Raw genomic sequence first — 19,293 nt, 5'->3', positions numbered from 1 at the left:
TTTGGCAATATTCATGCCACAACCAAATTCAGGGTTGTCTCAGATTCTCAGTATGTTAGGGTAGAAAAAGGTCACTATTTCCATCAGGTAATATATCGATATAAACAAATAACAGGAATCATTCTATTGCATGGCAATTAAATTAGAAGTTAAAAATCTCTATAAGATATTTGGAGAGCATCCCCAGAGAGCCTTCAAATATATTGAAAAAGGACTTTCAAAAGAGCAGATTCTGGATAAAACGGGGCTATCGCTTGGCGTTAAGAACGCCAGTCTGGCCATTGAAGAAGGCGAGATATTTGTCATCATGGGATTATCCGGTTCGGGTAAATCCACAATGGTACGCCTTCTCAATCGCCTGATTGAACCCACCCGCGGACAGGTATTGATTGACGGCGTAGACATCGCCCGCATATCCGATGCCGAGCTTCGCGAGGTGCGCAGAAAAAAGATTGCGATGGTGTTCCAGTCCTTTGCCCTGATGCCGCACATGACGGTGCTGGACAATACGGCATTCGGCATGGAATTAGCCGGTGTCGGCGCGGATGAACGTCGTGAAAAAGCGTTAGATGCGCTACGTCAGGTTGGTCTGGAGAATTATGCTCACGGCTACCCGGATGAACTTTCCGGGGGGATGCGCCAGCGTGTAGGCCTCGCCCGCGCATTAGCCATTAACCCTGACATCTTATTAATGGATGAGGCCTTCTCAGCCCTCGATCCATTAATTCGTACTGAGATGCAGGATGAACTGGTAAAACTACAGGCGAAGCATCAACGTACCGTGGTCTTTATATCGCATGACCTCGACGAAGCCATGCGCATTGGCGACAGAATTGCCATTATGCAAAACGGTGAAGTGGTCCAGGTCGGCACGCCAGATGAAATCCTGAATAATCCGGCCAATGATTATGTACGCACCTTCTTCCGTGGCGTCGATATTAGCCAGGTCTTTAGCGCGAAAGATATTTCACGCCGTAGTCCCGAAGGTTTGATTCGTAAAAACCCCGGGGTGGGTCCACGTTCTGCGCTGCAATTATTGCAAGACAAAGATCGCGAATATGGTTACGTGATCGAACGCGGCAATAAATTCGTTGGCGTTGTCTCTATCGACTCATTAAAAACAGCGTTAAGTCAGGCGCAAGGTATTGAAGCGGCATTGATCGATGAGCCGTTAGCCGTAGATGCACAAACCCCTCTCAGCGAGTTGCTTTCTCATGTCGGTCAGGCCCCGTGCGCGGTGCCGGTTGTAGATGAGGAACAGCAGTATGTGGGCGTCATTTCAAAACGCATGCTGTTACAGGCTTTAGATCGTGAGGGGGTAAACAATGGCTGATCAAACTAATCCGTGGGACACCACACCAGCGGCCGACAGTGCCGCACAAAATGCTGATGCCTGGAGTACGCCATCAGGCGCCCCCACTGACGGTGGTGGCGCGGACTGGCTAACCAGCGCACCCGCGCCGGCACCAGAGCATTTCAATATTATGGATCCGTTCCATAAAACGCTGATCCCGCTTGACAGTTGGGTCACAGAGGGGATCGACTGGGTCGTTACCCATTTCCGTCCGGTCTTCCAGGGCATTCGTGTCCCGGTGGATTACATTCTCAACGGCTTTCAACAGCTGCTGTTGGGTATGCCAGCGCCCGTGGCGATTATCCTGTTCGCGCTGATTGCCTGGCAGATTTCCGGCGTGGGGATGGGCGTTGCGACGCTGATTTCCTTGATTGCTATCGGTGCCATCGGCGCGTGGTCGCAGGCCATGATAACCCTGGCGCTGGTGTTGACCGCGCTGCTGTTCTGCGTGGTGATCGGTCTGCCGATGGGGATCTGGTTGGCGCGCAGTCCACGGGCAGCAAAAATTGTTCGCCCGCTGCTGGACGCCATGCAAACCACACCCGCGTTTGTCTATCTGGTGCCGATTGTCATGCTGTTCGGTATTGGTAACGTCCCGGGCGTAGTGGTGACGATTATCTTCGCCCTGCCACCAATCGTGCGTCTGACTATTCTGGGGATTAACCAAGTGCCAGCCGATCTGATTGAAGCCTCGCGCTCGTTTGGCGCCAGCCCGCGTCAGATGCTGTTTAAAGTGCAGCTCCCGCTGGCAATGCCCACCATTATGGCTGGGGTTAACCAGACGCTGATGCTGGCACTCTCAATGGTCGTCATCGCATCGATGATTGCCGTCGGCGGACTGGGCCAGATGGTTCTACGCGGAATCGGTCGTCTGGATATGGGGCTTGCCACCGTCGGCGGGGTTGGGATTGTGATCCTCGCTATCATTCTCGACCGCCTGACGCAGGCCGTCGGTCGCGACTCGCGTAGTCGTGGCAACCGTCGCTGGTATACCACCGGTCCCATTGGGCTTATCACTCGCCCTTTCACGAAGTAATACACCCGTTGCCCGGTAGCGCATTGCTTACCGGGCATACAATTCATTAACTTACACAAAATCATTCAAGTTGCATCGCGGCGGCAAACGAATGTATCCCAGGAGCGTACAAGTAGTACGTGACTGGGGCGCATGAGTGCAGCCAACAAAGAGGCAGCTTGAAGGATGAAGTGTAATAAGGAACAACGATGCGACAGAAAGTAATTATTGCCACAGCGTTTGCCACCCTTGTCTCCACCAGCACTTTCGCTGCCGACCTGCCGGGCAAAGGCATCACCGTACAGCCAATCCAGAGCACTATCTCTGAAGAATCCTTCCAGACGCAGTTAGTCGCCCGTGCGCTGGAGAAACTGGGTTACACCGTTAACAAAACCAGCGAAGTTGACTACAACGTCGGCTATACCTCCATTGCCTCTGGCGATGCAACTTTTACCGCCGTGAACTGGCAGCCGCTGCATGATGATATGTACGCCGCTGCGGGCGGAGACAAAAAGTTTTATCGCGAGGGGGTATTCGTTACGGGTGCCGCACAGGGTTATCTGATCGACAAGAAAACCGCTGAGCAGTATAAAATCACCAATATCGCCCAGTTAAAAGATCCGAAGATCGCCAAAATCTTTGACACCAACGGTGACGGAAAAGCCGATATGATGGGCTGTTCACCGGGCTGGGGCTGTGAAGCAGTAATCAACCACCAGAACAAAGCTTTCGATCTGGAAAAAACCGTCGAGGTCAGCCACGGTAACTATGCGGCGATGATGGCCGACACAATTACCCGCTTCAAAGAAGGTAAACCCATTCTTTACTACACCTGGACACCGTACTGGGTGAGCGACGTAATGAAACCTGGTAAAGATGTGGTCTGGCTGCAGGTGCCGTTCTCTTCCCTGCCAGGTGAGCAGAAAGATATTGATACCAAACTGCCAAACGGCGCCAACTACGGCTTCCCGGTGAACACTATGCATATTGTCGCCAATAAAGCCTGGGCGGAGAAAAACCCGGCTGCGGCGAAACTGTTTGCCATCATGAAGCTGCCGCTGGCGGATATCAACGCGCAGAACGCAATGATGCACGACGGGAAAGCGTCTGAAGCCGACGTACAGGGTCACGTTGACGGCTGGATCAAAGCCCACCAGCAGCAGTTTGACGGCTGGGTGAACGAAGCGCTGGCCGCGCAGAAATAACCCACTCGCAGGCCTGATGAGTGTAGCGCCATCAGGCCAGTAACCGCATAAATGCCGGATGGTGGCGCGATGCGCCTAATCCGGCCTATCCTCCCTCCCCCAATCGCACAATCCATCACTCAACAAATCAGCAACATTTAATCACTTCCGTTATGATTGTTTTCTGCAACCCATTACTCAGTTGAAAACAATGACGAAAACTACTCAGGGACTTAGCCCTTCGCTGATCCTGTTAATGTCTATTGCCACCGGCCTCGCCGTCGCCAGTAACTATTATGCGCAGCCGCTGCTCGACACCATCGCGCGCAACTTTTCGCTATCTGCCAGTACCGCAGGGTTTATCGTCACTGCGGCCCAACTCGGCTACGCTGCCGGCCTGCTGTTCTTAGTGCCGCTCGGCGATATGTGTGAACGTCGGATGCTGATTGTCTCCATGACGTTGCTCGCGGCTGGCGGCATGCTGATCACCGCCAGCAGCCAGTCGCTGGGTATGCTGATTCTCGGTACTGCCCTGACCGGACTGTTCTCGGTAGTGGCACAGATTTTGGTTCCGCTGGCGGCAACGCTTGCCACACCGGACAACCGCGGGAAGGTTGTCGGCACGATTATGAGCGGCCTGCTGCTGGGTATTCTGCTGGCGCGCACCGTGGCGGGATTACTGGCGAATCTTGGCGGCTGGCGCACCGTATTTTGGGTCGCATCAGTATTAATGGCGCTGATGGCGGTTGCTCTGTGGCGCGGCCTGCCGAAGATGAAATCCGATACTCATCTTAACTATCCTCAGCTGTTAGGCTCGGTATTCAGCCTGTTTATTCACGATAAATTGCTGCGTACCCGCGCGATGCTGGGCTGCCTGACTTTTGCCAATTTCAGTATTCTGTGGACCTCAATGGCGTTTTTGCTCGCCGCGCCGCCGTTTAACTATTCGGAAGGAATGATTGGTCTGTTCGGTCTGGCGGGTGCCGCAGGGGCATTAGGCGCACGTCCTGCGGGCGGTTTTGCCGATAAAGGTAAATCCCACCTGACCACAACCATAGGACTGCTATTACTGCTGCTCTCCTGGCTTGCTATTTGGCTTGGGCACGCTTCCGTCCCCATGCTGATTATCGGTATTCTGGTGTTGGACCTCACCGTTCAGGGAGTACACATCACCAACCAGACGGTTATCTATCGCATTCATCCGGATGCGCGTAATCGCCTGACCGCCGGATACATGACCAGCTATTTTATTGGCGGAGCGGCAGGTTCGCTAATTTCAGCCTCTGCCTGGCAGCATGCCGGGTGGGCTGGCGTTTGTCTGGCGGGTACGACCGTTGCCGTACTCAACCTGGTGGTCTGGTGGCGAGGTTTTCACCGTCAGGAAGCCGTAAATTAAGCGTATAGCGCATGTTTACCGCTGATTGGGCTCCACAGGGTGTTAAGGAGCCCATCAGTCTGCTAAGGTTATAACTCATTGAACCAAGTTATATTAATTTCGGTAATGAAACCTATAACCCTATGGAAAGCCCTGTACCCCAGTCTGAATCCTGTTCGGCAACGTTAACGGAAGGATTCAAAGACAGCCTGCCAATAGTCATCAGCTATATTCCGGTCGCTTTTGCATTTGGTCTCAATGCCACTCGCCTTGGCTTTACGCCGGTTGAAAGCGTCTTTTTCTCCTGCATTATCTATGCGGGAGCCAGCCAGTTTGTCATTACCACCATGCTCGCTGCGGGCAGTTCGCTGTGGGTCGCCGCCCTTACCGTCATGGCCATGGATGTCCGCCATGTTTTGTACGGCCCTTCCCTGCGCAGCCGAATAGCCCAGCGACTGAGTAAACCCAAAAGTGCACTGTGGGCTTTTGGCCTTACCGATGAAGTCTTTGCCGCTGCAACGGCAAAACTGGTCCGGGATAATCGGCGCTGGAGTGAAAACTGGATGATCGGCATCGCACTGTGCTCCTGGGCCTCCTGGGTGTTTGGTACGGTGATCGGCGCGTTTTCCGGCAGTGGTTTACTCAAGGATTACCCGGCGGTTGAAGCGGCACTGGGATTCATGCTCCCGGCGCTGTTTATGAGCTTCCTGCTCGCGTCATTCCAACGTAAACAAGCGCTCTGCGTGACTGCCTCCCTGGCCGGGGCGCTGGCTGGCGTCATGCTGTTTTCCATACCTGCCGCTATCCTTGCAGGTATTGTCTGCGGATGCCTGACGGCGCTCATCCAGTCATTTTGGCAGGGAGGTCCTGATGAGCTATGAGGTTCTGCTACTTGGCCTGTTGGTCGGCTGCGTTAATTACTGTTTTCGTTATTTGCCGCTCCGTCTTGGGGTAGGCAATGTTCGCCCGACGAAGCGCGGCGCGACGGGCATACTACTCGACACTATTGGCATTGCATCTATTTGCGCCCTGCTGGTGGTGTCTACCGCACCAGAAGTTATGCACGACGCTCGTCGGTTCGTGCCTACGCTGGTGGGGTTTGTCATACTGGGCGCAAGCTTCTATAAGACCCGCAGCATCATCATTCCAACGTTACTGAGTGCTCTGGGCTATGGATTAGCCTGGAAAATGCTTGTTGGCTTATAGATAAAAACAATCATTTTAAAGAAATAATACATTTACTTTATTTGTCACTGTCGTTACTATATCGGCTGAAATTAATGAGGTTATACCCAAATGGATAGTTCGTTTACGCCCATTGAACAAATGCTAAAATTTCGCGCCAGCCGCTACGAAGAGTTCCCTTATCAGGAAGTGCTTCTGACTCGCCTCTGTATGCACATGCAGGGTAAGTTGCTGGAAAACCGCAATAAGATGCTGAAAGCTCAAGGGATTAACGAGACATTGTTTATGGCGTTGATTACGCTGGAGTCTCAGGAAAACCACAGTATTCAGCCTTCTGAACTGAGTTGTGCGCTTGGCTCGTCACGCACTAACGCTACCCGCATTGCGGATGAGTTAGAAAAACGTGGCTGGATCGAACGTCGTGAAAGCGATAACGATCGCCGCTGTCTGCATCTGCAATTGACCGAGAAAGGCCATGCATTTTTGCAAGAGGTGTTACCGCCTCAGCATAACTGCCTGCATCAGCTCTGGTCGTCTCTTAGCACCACCGAAAAAGATCAGCTTGAGCAAATTACCCGTAAACTTCTGACCCGTCTTGATCAGATGGAGCAGGATGGCGCGGTGTTAGAAGCGCTGCGCTAACGCGCTGACTCGCTCAGAAATCCAGATTTATAAATGAAAAAACCGACAGGCCAGCACGCATACTGCTGGCCTGTCTGATAAACAGGTCGGCTCAGCCGATGTGAAAAAAAATAAGATCGTGGAGAACAACATGAGCGCAAATGCGGAGACTCAAACCCCGCAGCAACCGGTCAAGAAGAATGGCAAACGTAAAAGTATGCTTCTCCTTCTGACCTTGCTCTTTATTATCATTGCCGTGGCATATGGGATTTATTGGTTTTTAGTACTTCGTCATGTCGAAGAGACAGACGATGCGTACGTGGCAGGGAACCAGGTTCAAATCATGGCTCAGGTATCAGGCAGCGTGACGAAAGTCTGGGCTGATAACACTGACTTTGTAAAACAAGGCGATGTGCTGGTCACCCTCGACCAGACAGACGCAAAGCAGGCATTTGAAAAAGCCAAAACTGCGCTGGCTTCCAGCGTGCGTCAGACGCACCAGTTGATGATCAACAGCAAGCAGTTACAGGCAAGCATTGAAGTGCAGAAAACCGCACTGGCACAGGCACAAAGCGACTTTAATCGCCGAGTCCCGCTGGGCAATGCCAACCTGATTGGCCGCGAAGAGCTGCAACATGCTCGTGATGCCGTCGCCAGCGCTCAGGCCCAGCTTGATGTCGCAATCCAACAATATAATGCTAACCAGGCGATGATTCTGGGTAGCAAGTTGGAAGATCAACCCGCTGTGCAACAGGCTGCCACCGAAGTGCGCAATGCATGGCTGGCGCTGGAACGTACCAGAATTGTCAGCCCAATGACCGGTTATGTATCCCGTCGTGCTGTACAGCCTGGTGCACAAATTAGCCCAACCACGCCGCTGATGGCGGTTGTTCCGGCCACTAACCTGTGGGTAGATGCCAACTTCAAAGAAACACAGCTCGCGCACATGCGTATCGGCCAACCGGCGACCGTTATCAGCGATATTTACGGCGATGACGTAAAATATACCGGTAAAGTTGTCGGTCTCGATATGGGTACGGGCAGCGCCTTCTCCCTGCTGCCAGCGCAGAACGCAACCGGCAACTGGATCAAAGTCGTCCAGCGTCTGCCGGTACGTATCGAACTGGATGCGCAGCAACTGGCACAGCATCCATTACGTATTGGTTTGTCTACGCTGGTTACGGTAGATACCTCAAATCGTGACGGACAAATTCTGGCAAGCCAGGTTCGTACCACGCCGGTATCAGAAAGTAATGCACGTGAAATCAACCTTGCTCCGGTCAATAAGATGATCGAAGAGATCGTGCGGGCCAACGCGGGCTAATTCAAAGGTGCGTGTGATGCAACAGCAAAAACCGCTGGAAGGCGCGCAGCTCGTCATTATGACGATCGCGCTGTCCCTGGCGACATTCATGCAGGTGCTGGACTCCACCATTGCTAACGTGGCGATCCCCACTATCGCCGGGAACCTCGGCTCTTCACTGAGCCAGGGGACCTGGGTGATCACCTCATTCGGGGTGGCGAACGCTATCTCTATTCCGATCACCGGCTGGCTGGCAAAACGCTTTGGCGAAGTAAGACTCTTTATGTGGTCAACTATCGCCTTCGTCATTGCGTCATGGGCATGCGGGATGTCCACCAGCCTGAACATGCTGATTTTCTTCCGCGTAATCCAGGGTATTGTCGCCGGTCCATTAATTCCGCTGTCACAGAGCCTGTTGCTGAATAACTATCCACCCGCCAAGCGTTCCATCGCCCTCGCGCTATGGTCGATGACGGTGATTGTTGCCCCGATATGTGGTCCTATTCTTGGGGGCTATATCAGCGACAACTATCACTGGGGCTGGATATTTTTTATCAACGTGCCAATCGGGGCTGTGGTGGTATTGATGACCCTGCAAACCCTGCGAGGTCGGGAAACCAAAACCGAGCAGCGGCGCATTGACGCCATTGGTCTGGCACTGCTGGTTATCGGTATCGGCAGTTTGCAGATTATGCTCGACCGCGGCAAAGAGCTGGACTGGTTCGCCTCGCAGGAGATTATCATCCTGACGGTGGTCGCCGTTGTCGCTATCAGCTTCCTGATCGTCTGGGAGCTTACCGACGAGCACCCCATTGTCGATCTCTCGCTGTTTAAGTCGCGCAACTTTACCATCGGCTGTCTGTGTATCAGCCTGGCCTATATGCTTTACTTCGGCGCAATCGTCCTGCTGCCGCAGCTGTTGCAGGAGGTATACGGCTATACGGCAACCTGGGCTGGTCTGGCGTCAGCGCCGGTTGGGGTGATTCCGGTGATCCTGTCTCCGATTATCGGCCGCTTCGCGCATAAGCTGGATATGCGTCGGTTGGTAACGTTCAGTTTTATTATGTACGCCGTCTGTTTCTACTGGCGTGCGTGGACGTTCGAGCCGGGTATGGACTTTGGCGCATCGGCCTGGCCGCAGTTTATTCAGGGGTTCGCGGTAGCCTGCTTCTTTATGCCGCTAACCACCATTACGTTGTCCGGCTTACCGCCAGAGCGTCTGGCGGCGGCATCCAGCTTGTCGAACTTTACGCGAACGCTGGCAGGTTCCATTGGCACATCGATTACGACGACAATGTGGACAAACCGCGAGTCCCTGCACCATGCTCAGCTAACGGAATCTGTTAACCCCTACAACCCAAATGCACAGGCTATGTACGATAAGCTGCAAGATTTAGGGATGACGCACCAGCAGGCTTCAGGTTGGATAGCTCAGCAGATCACCAATCAGGGGCTGATTATTTCCGCTAACGAAATCTTCTGGATGTCGGCGGGGATCTTCCTGGTCCTGCTTGGCCTGGTGTGGTTCGCCAAACCGCCCTTCGGTGCGGGCGGCGGCGGTGGTGGCGCACACTAACTATCTGATAAAAGGGATCTGCGGATCCCTTTTTTATTAGACCTACAATCAGAAGTAATATTTGAATCTCAGACGCCCGCCGTAACGCGCATCTTCGCTGTTATCACCATTATTCGGATTGGCCTCTACCCATGAAGCATAGGCACCGAGGTAGATGTTAAAGTTTTTCATATCCATCACATTGGGGAATAAATATGAGGCATGAATAGTGTGAATGTCATAATTGCCGGGATCGGTGATCCAGCAATCGTCCTCACAAACGGCATCGATATTGGTAGCATTGAAGGCTTCGATTTTGTTATGCGCATAGATATAACCCAGTTCAAATCGATGCAACAACGCATTCACCCCTGCAGTAAAATCTGTCTCATCGGTCGCATCCATATAGGCGGTATTCATGTTAATCACCGCGCCATCTTCCGGGTCCGTTTTTTGACCATTCCAGGTCATGGTAAAACCATAGCCCGTACGATCTGACTGATCGATCCACGTCCCATTTTGGTAATAACCGTAGGCGTTGTTAACGACGTTACTTTCCATCGCTATCGCCGTTGAAAAACGCCCATTTTGCCAGGCGATAACCGGACGGACGTAAGCCACGTTTTTATCGTTGGTTAAATCCATTCCGTGGTACTGCTTCTCGGTATATAACGTACTGCCATTTTCCAGCAATGTGTTAACTTCGAAATACCAGTTGTCGATGGTTTTGCTCAGCAGGAAGTTCCCCCCGCTGTCGCTACGTCCCCGTCCTTCTTTCATCATATAGATATAGCCGTAACCGTCACTGTAGAGATCGTTCGCTGTATTCCCCGAATATTCAACAAACGTATCCTGATTCAGCGGGAACATATCGTAGGCTTCAAAACGACCAACCTTAATTTTCCAGTCATTCTCACGACCAAAGAAGAAAACGGCATCATCGAGGTTCATTTTTCCGGTCAGGTCCGCCAGAGGCTGTACCGAGAACCCTGCAAAATTACCGTTGTCCCGCCGCTGGTAGCCATCAAAACCCAGCAACAGGCGTCCGTTAATATCCCAGCGTTCATTGGTTCCTGGTGCCCAATCTTTATTCGCTGACGTTCTCGTCGATGTCAGGCTACCGGAACGGCTTGCCGCATCCATATTAAATTCGACATCGCCATAGAACTTAATATCGCTGAAGCCGGATAATGTCAGCTTAGGCGGAGTTTCACCTGCTGCAATCGGCTCGGCAGACTGGACATTCACCGTCGGCGTAGCGGCGACCTGCTGCTGCTTCAGCGAGCGAATTTGCGCCTCAGCATCGGATGCCCGTTTTTCGGCATTAACAACACGTTGCTCCAGTTCAGCCAGACGCTGCTCAATAGTGATATTATTTGCTGCCCAAAGGTTATGAGAAAAGCAAGCACCGATCATCAGCGCCAAATATTTAGCCTTCATTTTCATCCCTAAAGTTTAATGTATACCAGATAAGATTTGATAAAAACCCTATCTACCGGCTATTAAAAGAGTCTTGTTATTACCCGGATATCTGGCGCATTCCATTATGTTTTTCTATTAATTATTTATGTTTTTTAGTTTATGTGATCAATACACTCTGGCATCGTTAATTATCCACCACTTCCTGCTTGCCAGATCACATTTTATTATTTAACAGGTCAGGCATCATTTAAATTAAAATATATTCTCGCCGCAAATATAATAAACACACATTATATTAAGCAATAAAAAACCCCGGATATAAACCGGGGTTGATTTAAATACTGGAACAGCTAATCAATAAGACTAAATATGCAGTTCCTGCAGTTTCTCTTTCGGTAGCGCCAGCTCTTCATTGCTGTTCACGCGTACATCACGCTCCAGAATATGACGCGCGATATCCTGTGCTTCGCTAAGAGAGTGCATCTGATACGTACCGCACTGGTAAACGTTCAGCTCCGGGATCTGGTTCTGATCCTGTACTTTCAGCACGTCCGCCATTGCCGCTTTCCACGCGTCGGCTACGCGCTGTTCGTCCGGCGTACCAATCAGGCTCATGTAGAAGCCGGTACGGCATCCCATCGGAGAGATATCGATAATCTCAACGCCGTTACCGTTAAGGTGGTTACGCATAAAACCTGCAAACAGGTGTTCCAGCGTATGGATACCTTTCTCAGGCATCACTTCTTTGTTCGGAATGCAGAAACGCAGATCAAACACGGTGATTGCGTCGCCATGCGGGGTGTTCATCGTTTTTGCAACCCGGACCGCGGGAGCTTCCATCCGGGTGTGATCGACAGTAAAACTATCTAACAACGGCATTTAGCCACCTCCGATAAATTTTTTAAAAATAATCTGAACTCTTTGTTCCGGGGCGAGTCTGAGTATATGAAAGACGCGCATTTGTTATCATCATCCCTGTTTTCAGAGATGAAATTTTGGCCACTCCCGAGTGGCCTTTTTCTTTTGTATCAAGCGTGCTTTTCCAGCCACACGCTAAACGGCTCAGTATCAGCCGCTTCGATCTCCTGCTGACGACGCTTTGAAGCCTCGGTTTCAGCAATAAATTCAGCTTCCTGCACTATTTCTAACGGCTCTTCACGCAGCAGATTTCGGTAAGCCTCACCCAACGCTTTGCCCGTGCCGCCAATGCCTTCATCAATCATAGACCGTAGGATCCGGGCAGAGAAAGTCAGTTCAGGATTGTCAAAACAGGCAACAAGTTCATCACAGACCTTCTGATACTCCTCTCCCCCATCGATGCTGTCCAGCGTTTGTGCCACGCGTTTCAGATCGCGGAACAAATCTTTCCCAACCTTCGGCAGCGGGAACTGGGCTGTTTCACAGCCAATACCTAACGTCAGCCCAGGCTTACGCCCTTCGAGAATCACGCGATTCCAGTTTTTACGCGTACACAGCAATTCATCGCTGCTCATTTCCGGGGCATCAGCCAGCGCACACCAGACCATAAACAGATCGAGGAAGCGCACCTGCTGCTCGTCCACGCCGATAGGCGAGAACGGGTTGATATCCAGCGAGCGTACTTCGATGTACTCGATACCGCCACGCAGAAGCGCATCTGATGGCGTTTCTCCACGACGAGTGACGCGTTTCGGGCGAATAGGCGCATACAGCTCATTTTCAATCTGCAGAACGTTGCTGTTGATTTGCAGACGCTTACCGTCTTTCTCCAGACCGATCGCCGCGTACTCCTCGGAAGGCGTCTTAATCGCGCGCTTTAATCCTGCCACATACTCATGCAAATCGTTAAACGTAATTCCGAGATTGCTTTGCGACTTATTGGTATAGCCCAAATCACTCAGACGCAGCGACGTTGCGTACGGCAGGTAATACATCCCACAGTCGGCTTTTTCAAACGGCAGAGTTGTCGGTTTTCCTTGCAGGAATGAGGAACAAATGGCCGGGGAGGCACCAAACAAATACGGGATCACCCAACCAAAACGGTAGTAGTTGCGGATCAGACGGAAGTAGCCCGCGGAGATCTTCTCTTTAGCATCCCCACCTTCGGTTACACCGCATTTCGCCTGCCAGAAAGCCATAGGCAGCGAGAAGTTGTAGTGTACGCCCGAGATTGTCTGCATCAACGCGCCATAGCGGTTTTTGAGGCCTTCACGGTACAGCGTCTTCAGGCGACCGGTATTCGACGTACCATACTGCGCCAGTTCGATATCCTGACCTTCGGCAATATAGCAAGGCATGCTCAACGGCCACATACGCTCGTCGCCAAGGTTTCTGGCGGTATAACGATGTAAGTCGCGCATGAACGTGAGCATTTTCTCAATGTCGTCACCGGGTGGAGTAATGAACTCCAGCAATGCTTCGGCAAAGTCAGTGGTTATCCACTTATGCGTTAGCGCTGAGCCTAACACCTCAGGATGGCCTGTCGTTGCTAATGACCCATCCGCATTAACACGCAGCGTTTCGCGCTCCAGACCACGTTGAATCCCCTTTAACGCCTGAGGATGGTTTTCCAGCCAGGCCAGCGCCTGTGATACGTCCGGGATCAAATTGACCTCCCGCCTGTCAAAATCGTTTTAATTAGCATAATGGTATTGGTTACCCTGAAGGCTATCCCACAACACAATTAGTGCCACCACATAATGCCTTGTGTCGTAACCGCTGCGACAACAACATAGCGCAGCGCCTTGCCAAGGCATAAGAAAAAGAGAACTGGGCCCCACGAGATGCGCATCCACCCGGCTAACAGGCACAGCAAATCCCCCACAACCGGCATCCAGCTTAATAATAGTGTGACAGCGCCATAGCGCCGCAGCCAGCCAGTGGCTTTTTCTTGCCAGCGCGATGTTTTACGCAATGGAAAGAAACGCCCAAGGATAACGTTAGTTAACCCTCCAAGGCTATTACCCATTGTTGCTGTTAAGACTAAGACCCAGGGAAGACTGACCCCGGAAACCAACAAAGCAACCAGAACAACTTCAGAATTGCCGGGTAATAGCGTGGCACTGAGAAAACTGCTGGCAAACAGTGACAGGAGCGACAGTCCATCACTCACAATAACCGGACATCCACGGCATCCATTCCCGCGGCATGCGCCGCCTGTATTCCAAAATCGGCATCTTCAAACACGACGCAACGAGCCGGAACAACCCCCATACGTTCGGCACAAAGCAAAAACGTATCAGGAGCCGGTTTATGGTGTTGTACGTGATCGGCTGCGACTACAGCATCAAAATAGCGACGCAGACCAAGGTGAGCGAGCAGCGCTTCTGCAATTGCGCTTTCACTACCCGTACCTACCGACATAGGACGACGACCATGCCAGGCTTTCACGACATCAACCAACGGCAAAGGCTGGACGCTATCCAGCAGCATGCTTCTCACCTTGTCGGTTTTTTCACGTGCCAGCGCATGAGGATCAAGATCGGCATGGTTCAATTCAATTACCGACTGCGCAATACGCCACGTTGGGGAGCCATTGAGGGCGACCATGGCATGTTCATCAAACCGTAGTCCATAATGCCCCAATACCTCATGCCACGCCTTACGATGCGTAGGCTCGGTATCCAGGATGGTACCATCCATATCAAAAATCAAACCCGCATAACGTTCGTACATCGTCTTCTCACAAGCCGAGTGACCAGACGTTATTTTATCGTAATTGATTGATTTTGTCGCTGACAGCGAATTGAGGGGTGTTCAGAGAGTATGTGGAAATGATTTGAGGGGGAGATGGTGCTGCCGATTATCTCGCAGACCATGAAAAACAGTTTCGCTGTTATCTCGGAGAAGATGGTGCATCCGGGAGGATGACTCACTAGTGTTCGCCCTGCGGGCCGTTGCTGAAGCAACGTTATCCTCCCTGGTGCTGGCGATTATCTCGCAGACCGTGAAACAACAGTTTCGCTATTATTCAGGAGAAGATGGTGCATCCGGGAGGATTCGAACCTCCGACCGCTCGGTTCGTAGCCGAGTACTCTATCCAGCTGAGCTACGGATGCATCGGGAATTGCTGATTACTACTGATACTGCGAAGAAGATGGTGCATCCGGGAGGATTACTCGGCTGCGCCTCGCCCTGCGGGCCGTTGCTGAAGCAACGTTATCCTCACTGGTGCTCGCGATTATCTCGCAGACCATGAAACAACAGTTTTGCTGTTGTTTCGGAGAATATGGTGCATCCGGGAGGATTCGAACCTCCGACCGCTCGGTTCGTAGCCGAGTACTCTATCCAGCTGAGCTACGGATGCATCGGAAAACTTGCTTTACTGCCGATATTGATATCGTGATAAGCGATATCAAGTAAGAGATGGTGCATCCGGGAGGATTACTCGGCTGCGCCTCGCCCTGCGGGCCGTTGCTAAAGCAACGTTATCCTCCCTGGTGCTCGCGATTATCTCGCAGACCATGAAACAACAGTTTTGCTGTTGCCTCGGAGAAGATGGTGCATCCGGGAGGATTCGAACCTCCGACCGCTCGGTTCGTAGCCGAGTACTCTATCCAGCTGAGCTACGGATGCATCAGGGAAACTTACTTTACTGCAGATTTGATGTCGCTGCTAAAGCGCTATCAAGTAATATGGTGCATCCGGGAGGATTCGAACCTCCGACCGCTCGGTTCGTAGCCGAGTACTCTATCCAGCTGAGCTACGGATGCAAATGGCGGTGAGGCGGGGATTCGAACCCCGGATGCAGCTTTTGACCGCATACTCCCTTAGCAGGGGAGCGCCTTCAGCCTCTCGGCCACCTCACCAACACGCCTCTTGCGAGTGCTTCGAAGAACTTGTTTCTGCTCATCGTCGCTGCGTGGCGCACATATTACTTTCTGGGACTTATAAGTCAAACAATTTTTCCAGAGCTTTTATCGTTTGCACATTTCACGCGCAATTAGTCTGCAAAAACGGCAAAAAGAGTGTTTTATCAACAGATAAATTGGCAATTTCCTGAAGGAGTGAACAAACGGAAACTTCGCAGGAAAAAACATTACGCGCAGTGGAATCGAAAAAATGGGGAAGACGAAGAAGAAAAGAGAAGAAAAAGAGTAACTCAATCAGGTTGCGCCTCACCAGAAAGGTGAGACGCGAAAACCTTAGTAACTGGACTGCTGGGATTTTTCAGCCTGGATACGCTGGTAGATCTCTTCACGATGGACAGAAACTTCTTTCGGGGCGTTTACGCCAATGCGCACCTGGTTGCCCTTCACCCCTAAAACTGTCACGGTGACCTCATCGCCTATCATGAGGGTCTCACCAACTCGACGAGTCAGAATCAGCATTCTTTGCTCCTTGAAAGATTAAAAGAGTCGGGTCTCTCTGTATCCCGGCATTATCCATCATATAACGCCAAAAAGTAAGCGATGACAAACACCTAAGTGTAAGCAGTCACGGCATCACATTCTGTTAAACCTAAGTTTAGCCGATATACACAACTTCAACCTGACTTTATCGTTGTCGATAGCGTTGATTCAAACGCTGCGGATTGAAGTCCGCAGCGTCGACTTACGCTTATAATTATTACAGTTTTGCGCTGACCCAGCCTTTCACACTGGCTAACGCTGCAGGCAGAGCCGCTGCATCCGTACCACCGGCTTGCGCCATGTCCGGACGACCGCCACCCTTACCGCCGACCTGCTGAGCGACCATTCCAACCAGTTCCCCTGCTTTCACGCGATCTGTCACGTCCTTAGACACACCCGCAATCAGAGAAACCTTACCTTCCACTACCGTTGCCAGAACGATAACGGTAGACCCCAGTTGATTTTTCAGATCATCAACCATGGTACGCAACATTTTCGGCTCAACGTCCGCGAGTTCGCTGACCAGCAGCTTCACGCCGTTGATATCAACCGCTTTGCTGGAAAGATTTGCACTCTCCTGCGCCGCAGCCTGTTCCTTCAATTGCTGCAATTCTTTTTCCAGTTGACGAGTACGCTCCAGCACGGAACGAACTTTGTCACCGATATTCTGGCTATCGCCTTTCAGCAACTGCGCAACATCGCTTAAGCGATCGCTCTCAGCATGCACGGTTTGGATAGCACCTTCACCGGTTACGGCTTCAATACGACGAACGCCTGCCGCAGTACCTGACTCGGACACAATGCGGAACAGACCGATATCACCCGTACGGCTGGCGTGAGTACCGCCACACAATTCGGTAGAGAAATCACCCATGCTCAGAACGCGCACATGGTCGTCATATTTCTCGCCAAACAGTGCCATTGCGCCTTTGGCTTTTGCCGCTTCGAGATCCATGATGTTCGTTTCAATCGGCAAGTTGCGACGGATTTGCGCGTTCACCAGATCTTCAACGGCACGGATTTCAGCAGGCTTCATTGCTTCGGTATGAGAGAAGTCGAAGCGCAGCAGTTTATCGTTAACCAACGAACCTTTCTGTGCCACATGAGTGCCCAGAACCTGGCGCAGCGCTGCGTGCATCAGGTGCGTTGCGGAGTGGTTCAAACGAATACGCGCACGACGGGCTTCATCCACATCAGCCTGTACCGCATCACCAATTTTCAGAGAACCCGCAGACAGCTTGCCAATGTGACCAATGGCCTGGCCATATTTCTGCGTGTCGCTAACGGCAAACGCGAAGCCTGCGCCTTTCAACTCACCCTTGTCGCCAACCTGACCACCAGATTCCGCATAGAACGGCGTCTGATCCAGTACGACAACGGCATCCTGACCTGCGTTAATTGCGTCTACCGCTTTACCATCAACAAACAGCGCGGTCACTTTGCCGTTCAGTTCCAGGTGCTCGTAGCCTTTAAATTCAGAGGCGCCATCAACGCGAATCATCGCATTGTAGTCTGCGCCGAAGCCGCTGGCTTCACGCGCACGACGGCGCTGTTCTTCCATTGCAGCTTCAAAGCCCGCTTCATCAACCTTAATGTTACGCTCGCGGCAAACGTCTGCCGTAAGGTCAACCGGGAAACCGTAGGTGTCATACAGACGGAATGCGGTTTCGCCATCCAGCGTATCGCCAGACAGTTTTGCCAGTTCTTCGTCCAGCAGCGCCAGACCACGCTCCAGAGTACGCGCAAACTGCTCTTCTTCGGTTTTCAGAACCTGTTCAACCATAACCTGCTGACGCTTCAGTTCTTCACCTGCAGAGCCCATGACGTCCACCAACGGACCAACCAGCTTGTAGAAGAAGGTATCCTTCGCGCCCAGCATGTTGCCATGACGTACCGCGCGACGAATGATACGGCGCAGCACATAGCCACGGTTTTCATTCGACGGCACAACACCATCGGCAATCAGGAATGCACAGGAACGGATATGGTCGGCGATAACGCGCAGAGACTTGTTGCTCAGATCAGTTGCGCCAGTGACTTTCGCCACGGATTCGATCAATGAGCGGAACAGGTCGATTTCATAGTTGGAGTTAACGTGTTGCAGCACGGCCGCAATACGCTCCAGACCCATACCGGTATCCACGGACGGTTTCGGCAGCGGTTCCATGGTGCCGTCAGCCTGACGGTTGAACTGCATGAAGACGATGTTCCAGATCTCAATGTAGCGATCCCCATCTTCTTCTGCGCTTCCCGGAGGTCCACCCCAGATATGGTCGCCGTGGTCGTAGAAAATTTCGGTACATGGACCGCAAGGACCGGTATCACCCATCTGCCAGAAGTTGTCTGAAGCATAAGCCGCACCTTTGTTATCACCGATACGGATGATACGTTCGCGCGGAATACCGACTTCTTTTTCCCAGATTTCATAGGCTTCATCGTCAGTTTCATAGACGGTTACCCACAGACGCTCTTTTGGCAGGGCAAACCAGTTTTCACCGGTCAGCAGTTCCCATGCATATTGAATAGCGTCGTGTTTGAAGTAATCGCCGAAGCTGAAGTTGCCCAGCATTTCGAAGAAAGTGTGGTGACGTGCAGTGTAACCGACGTTTTCCAGGTCATTGTGCTTACCGCCCGCACGTACACAACGCTGCGAGGTGGTTGCGCGGGAATAATTACGCTTGTCGAGGCCAAGGAAAACATCCTTGAACTGGTTCATCCCGGCGTTGGTAAACAACAAAGTAGGGTCATTGTTCGGTACCAGGGAGCTGCTGGCAACTACCTGGTGTCCTTTACTATGGAAAAAATCGAGAAACGCCTGACGGATCTCAGCGGTGCTCTTGCTCATAATTATCCTGAAGAAATCAAGCTAACGAAATGTCATTACCAGCATCGGCACGCAAACTGCGCCTCTGGCAATCGAAAAGTGGGAATAAGATAAGTTTTCTTTAC

General features: G+C 51.8%; 16 protein-coding genes and 5 tRNA genes. 9 read left to right on the top strand and 12 right to left on the bottom strand.

Annotated elements, in window-relative coordinates; translation table 11 throughout:
• Positions 1 to 130: 130 nt before the first annotated feature.
• The 9 genes from proV (at position 131) to emrB (ending at position 9,613) form a co-directional block, all read left to right on the top strand.
• A complete protein-coding gene (proV, locus tag OGY13_RS24490; RefSeq protein ID WP_003825980.1) occupies positions 131 to 1,333 on the top strand; it encodes a glycine betaine/L-proline ABC transporter ATP-binding protein ProV in 1,203 nt (400 codons plus the stop codon).
• On the top strand, positions 1,326 to 2,390 hold the full coding sequence (gene proW, locus OGY13_RS24485; protein ID WP_008785611.1) for a glycine betaine/L-proline ABC transporter permease ProW: 1,065 nt from the start codon (positions 1,326 to 1,328) through the stop codon (positions 2,388 to 2,390). Before proV ends, proW begins: the two co-directional genes overlap by 8 nt.
• Before the next feature lie 188 nt (positions 2,391 to 2,578).
• On the top strand, positions 2,579 to 3,574 hold the full coding sequence (gene proX / locus OGY13_RS24480) for a glycine betaine/L-proline ABC transporter substrate-binding protein ProX (protein WP_003825976.1): 996 nt from the start codon (positions 2,579 to 2,581) through the stop codon (positions 3,572 to 3,574).
• A gap of 190 nt (positions 3,575 to 3,764) precedes the next feature.
• A complete protein-coding gene (locus OGY13_RS24475) occupies positions 3,765 to 4,949 on the top strand; it encodes an MFS transporter (protein ID WP_213752636.1) in 1,185 nt (394 codons plus the stop codon).
• Between the two features lie 122 nt (positions 4,950 to 5,071).
• Positions 5,072 to 5,809: an AzlC family ABC transporter permease gene (locus OGY13_RS24470; protein WP_003825971.1), complete on the top strand. Its 738-nt coding sequence runs from the start codon at positions 5,072 to 5,074 to the stop codon at positions 5,807 to 5,809.
• The gene (gene ygaH, locus OGY13_RS24465; protein ID WP_003825969.1) at positions 5,799 to 6,134 is read left to right on the top strand and encodes an L-valine transporter subunit YgaH; all 336 of its coding nucleotides are present in this window, start codon (positions 5,799 to 5,801) and stop codon (positions 6,132 to 6,134) included. The genes OGY13_RS24470 and ygaH overlap by 11 nt, the downstream gene beginning before the upstream one ends.
• Positions 6,135 to 6,224: 90 nt before the next feature.
• Entirely contained in the window at positions 6,225 to 6,755 is a 531-nt protein-coding gene (emrR, locus tag OGY13_RS24460; RefSeq protein WP_003037300.1) for a multidrug efflux transporter EmrAB transcriptional repressor EmrR, read from the top strand.
• Positions 6,756 to 6,885: 130 nt separating this feature from the next.
• A complete protein-coding gene (gene emrA / locus OGY13_RS24455; RefSeq protein WP_003825968.1) occupies positions 6,886 to 8,058 on the top strand; it encodes a multidrug efflux MFS transporter periplasmic adaptor subunit EmrA in 1,173 nt (390 codons plus the stop codon).
• Positions 8,059 to 8,074: 16 nt separating this feature from the next.
• Positions 8,075 to 9,613, top strand: coding sequence for a multidrug efflux MFS transporter permease subunit EmrB (emrB, locus tag OGY13_RS24450; RefSeq protein WP_003825966.1), 1,539 nt, complete (start codon positions 8,075 to 8,077; stop codon positions 9,611 to 9,613).
• 48 nt (positions 9,614 to 9,661) lie between these two features.
• Here the strand turns inward: emrB and OGY13_RS24445 are convergent, their stop codons facing one another.
• The 12 genes from OGY13_RS24445 to alaS form a co-directional block, all read right to left on the bottom strand.
• Positions 9,662 to 11,032, bottom strand: a complete 1,371-nt coding sequence (locus tag OGY13_RS24445; RefSeq protein WP_213752635.1) for a carbohydrate porin — start codon at positions 11,030 to 11,032, stop codon at positions 9,662 to 9,664.
• Between the two features lie 345 nt (positions 11,033 to 11,377).
• Positions 11,378 to 11,893 carry an S-ribosylhomocysteine lyase gene (luxS, locus tag OGY13_RS24440; protein WP_003037312.1) on the bottom strand — a complete coding sequence of 172 codons (516 nt, stop codon included), beginning with the start codon at positions 11,891 to 11,893 and terminating at the stop codon, positions 11,378 to 11,380.
• 149 nt (positions 11,894 to 12,042) lie between these two features.
• On the bottom strand, positions 12,043 to 13,599 hold the full coding sequence (gene gshA / locus OGY13_RS24435; RefSeq protein ID WP_213752634.1) for a glutamate--cysteine ligase: 1,557 nt from the start codon (positions 13,597 to 13,599) through the stop codon (positions 12,043 to 12,045).
• Positions 13,600 to 13,676: 77 nt separating this feature from the next.
• Complete coding sequence (locus OGY13_RS24430) at positions 13,677 to 14,105, bottom strand: YqaA family protein (protein ID WP_213752633.1); 429 nt, start codon at positions 14,103 to 14,105, stop codon at positions 13,677 to 13,679.
• Entirely contained in the window at positions 14,102 to 14,668 is a 567-nt protein-coding gene (yqaB, locus tag OGY13_RS24425) for a fructose-1-phosphate/6-phosphogluconate phosphatase (protein ID WP_003825960.1), read from the bottom strand. The genes OGY13_RS24430 and yqaB overlap by 4 nt, the downstream gene beginning before the upstream one ends.
• Before the next feature lie 306 nt (positions 14,669 to 14,974).
• A tRNA-Arg gene (locus OGY13_RS24420) sits at positions 14,975 to 15,051 on the bottom strand.
• Positions 15,052 to 15,222: 171 nt separating this feature from the next.
• A tRNA-Arg gene (locus OGY13_RS24415) sits at positions 15,223 to 15,299 on the bottom strand.
• Between the two features lie 192 nt (positions 15,300 to 15,491).
• A tRNA-Arg gene (locus tag OGY13_RS24410) sits at positions 15,492 to 15,568 on the bottom strand.
• Between the two features lie 60 nt (positions 15,569 to 15,628).
• Positions 15,629 to 15,705, bottom strand: a tRNA-Arg gene (locus tag OGY13_RS24405).
• A 3-nt stretch (positions 15,706 to 15,708) separates the two neighbouring features.
• Positions 15,709 to 15,801 (bottom strand) — tRNA-Ser (locus OGY13_RS24400).
• Positions 15,802 to 16,137: 336 nt separating this feature from the next.
• On the bottom strand, positions 16,138 to 16,323 hold the full coding sequence (csrA, locus tag OGY13_RS24395; protein WP_000906486.1) for a carbon storage regulator CsrA: 186 nt from the start codon (positions 16,321 to 16,323) through the stop codon (positions 16,138 to 16,140).
• A gap of 238 nt (positions 16,324 to 16,561) precedes the next feature.
• On the bottom strand, positions 16,562 to 19,189 hold the full coding sequence (alaS, locus tag OGY13_RS24390) for an alanine--tRNA ligase (protein WP_008785617.1): 2,628 nt from the start codon (positions 19,187 to 19,189) through the stop codon (positions 16,562 to 16,564).
• Positions 19,190 to 19,293 lie beyond the last annotated feature (104 nt).

The organism is Citrobacter sp. Cpo045, from assembly GCF_030332875.1.
Lineage (GTDB): Bacteria > Pseudomonadota > Gammaproteobacteria > Enterobacterales > Enterobacteriaceae > Citrobacter > Citrobacter portucalensis.
This window is presented reverse-complemented; position numbering and strand designations above follow the sequence as displayed.

Bases quoted from the DNA above. Each gene is read 5' to 3' on its own strand.
- proV (WP_003825980.1), top strand. From the start codon at position 131: ATGGCAATTAAATTAGAAGTTAAAAATCTCTATAAGATATTTGGAGAG.
- proW (WP_008785611.1), top strand. From the start codon at position 1,326: ATGGCTGATCAAACTAATCCGTGGGACACCACACCAGCGGCCGACAGT.
- proX (WP_003825976.1), top strand. From the start codon at position 2,579: ATGCGACAGAAAGTAATTATTGCCACAGCGTTTGCCACCCTTGTCTCC.
- OGY13_RS24475 (WP_213752636.1), top strand. From the start codon at position 3,765: ATGACGAAAACTACTCAGGGACTTAGCCCTTCGCTGATCCTGTTAATG.
- OGY13_RS24470 (WP_003825971.1), top strand. From the start codon at position 5,072: ATGGAAAGCCCTGTACCCCAGTCTGAATCCTGTTCGGCAACGTTAACG.
- ygaH (WP_003825969.1), top strand. From the start codon at position 5,799: ATGAGCTATGAGGTTCTGCTACTTGGCCTGTTGGTCGGCTGCGTTAAT.
- emrR (WP_003037300.1), top strand. From the start codon at position 6,225: ATGGATAGTTCGTTTACGCCCATTGAACAAATGCTAAAATTTCGCGCC.
- emrA (WP_003825968.1), top strand. From the start codon at position 6,886: ATGAGCGCAAATGCGGAGACTCAAACCCCGCAGCAACCGGTCAAGAAG.
- emrB (WP_003825966.1), top strand. From the start codon at position 8,075: ATGCAACAGCAAAAACCGCTGGAAGGCGCGCAGCTCGTCATTATGACG.
- OGY13_RS24445 (WP_213752635.1), bottom strand. From the start codon at position 11,032: ATGAAGGCTAAATATTTGGCGCTGATGATCGGTGCTTGCTTTTCTCAT.
- luxS (WP_003037312.1), bottom strand. From the start codon at position 11,893: ATGCCGTTGTTAGATAGTTTTACTGTCGATCACACCCGGATGGAAGCT.
- yqaB (WP_003825960.1), bottom strand. From the start codon at position 14,668: ATGTACGAACGTTATGCGGGTTTGATTTTTGATATGGATGGTACCATC.
- csrA (WP_000906486.1), bottom strand. From the start codon at position 16,323: ATGCTGATTCTGACTCGTCGAGTTGGTGAGACCCTCATGATAGGCGAT.
- alaS (WP_008785617.1), bottom strand. From the start codon at position 19,189: ATGAGCAAGAGCACCGCTGAGATCCGTCAGGCGTTTCTCGATTTTTTC.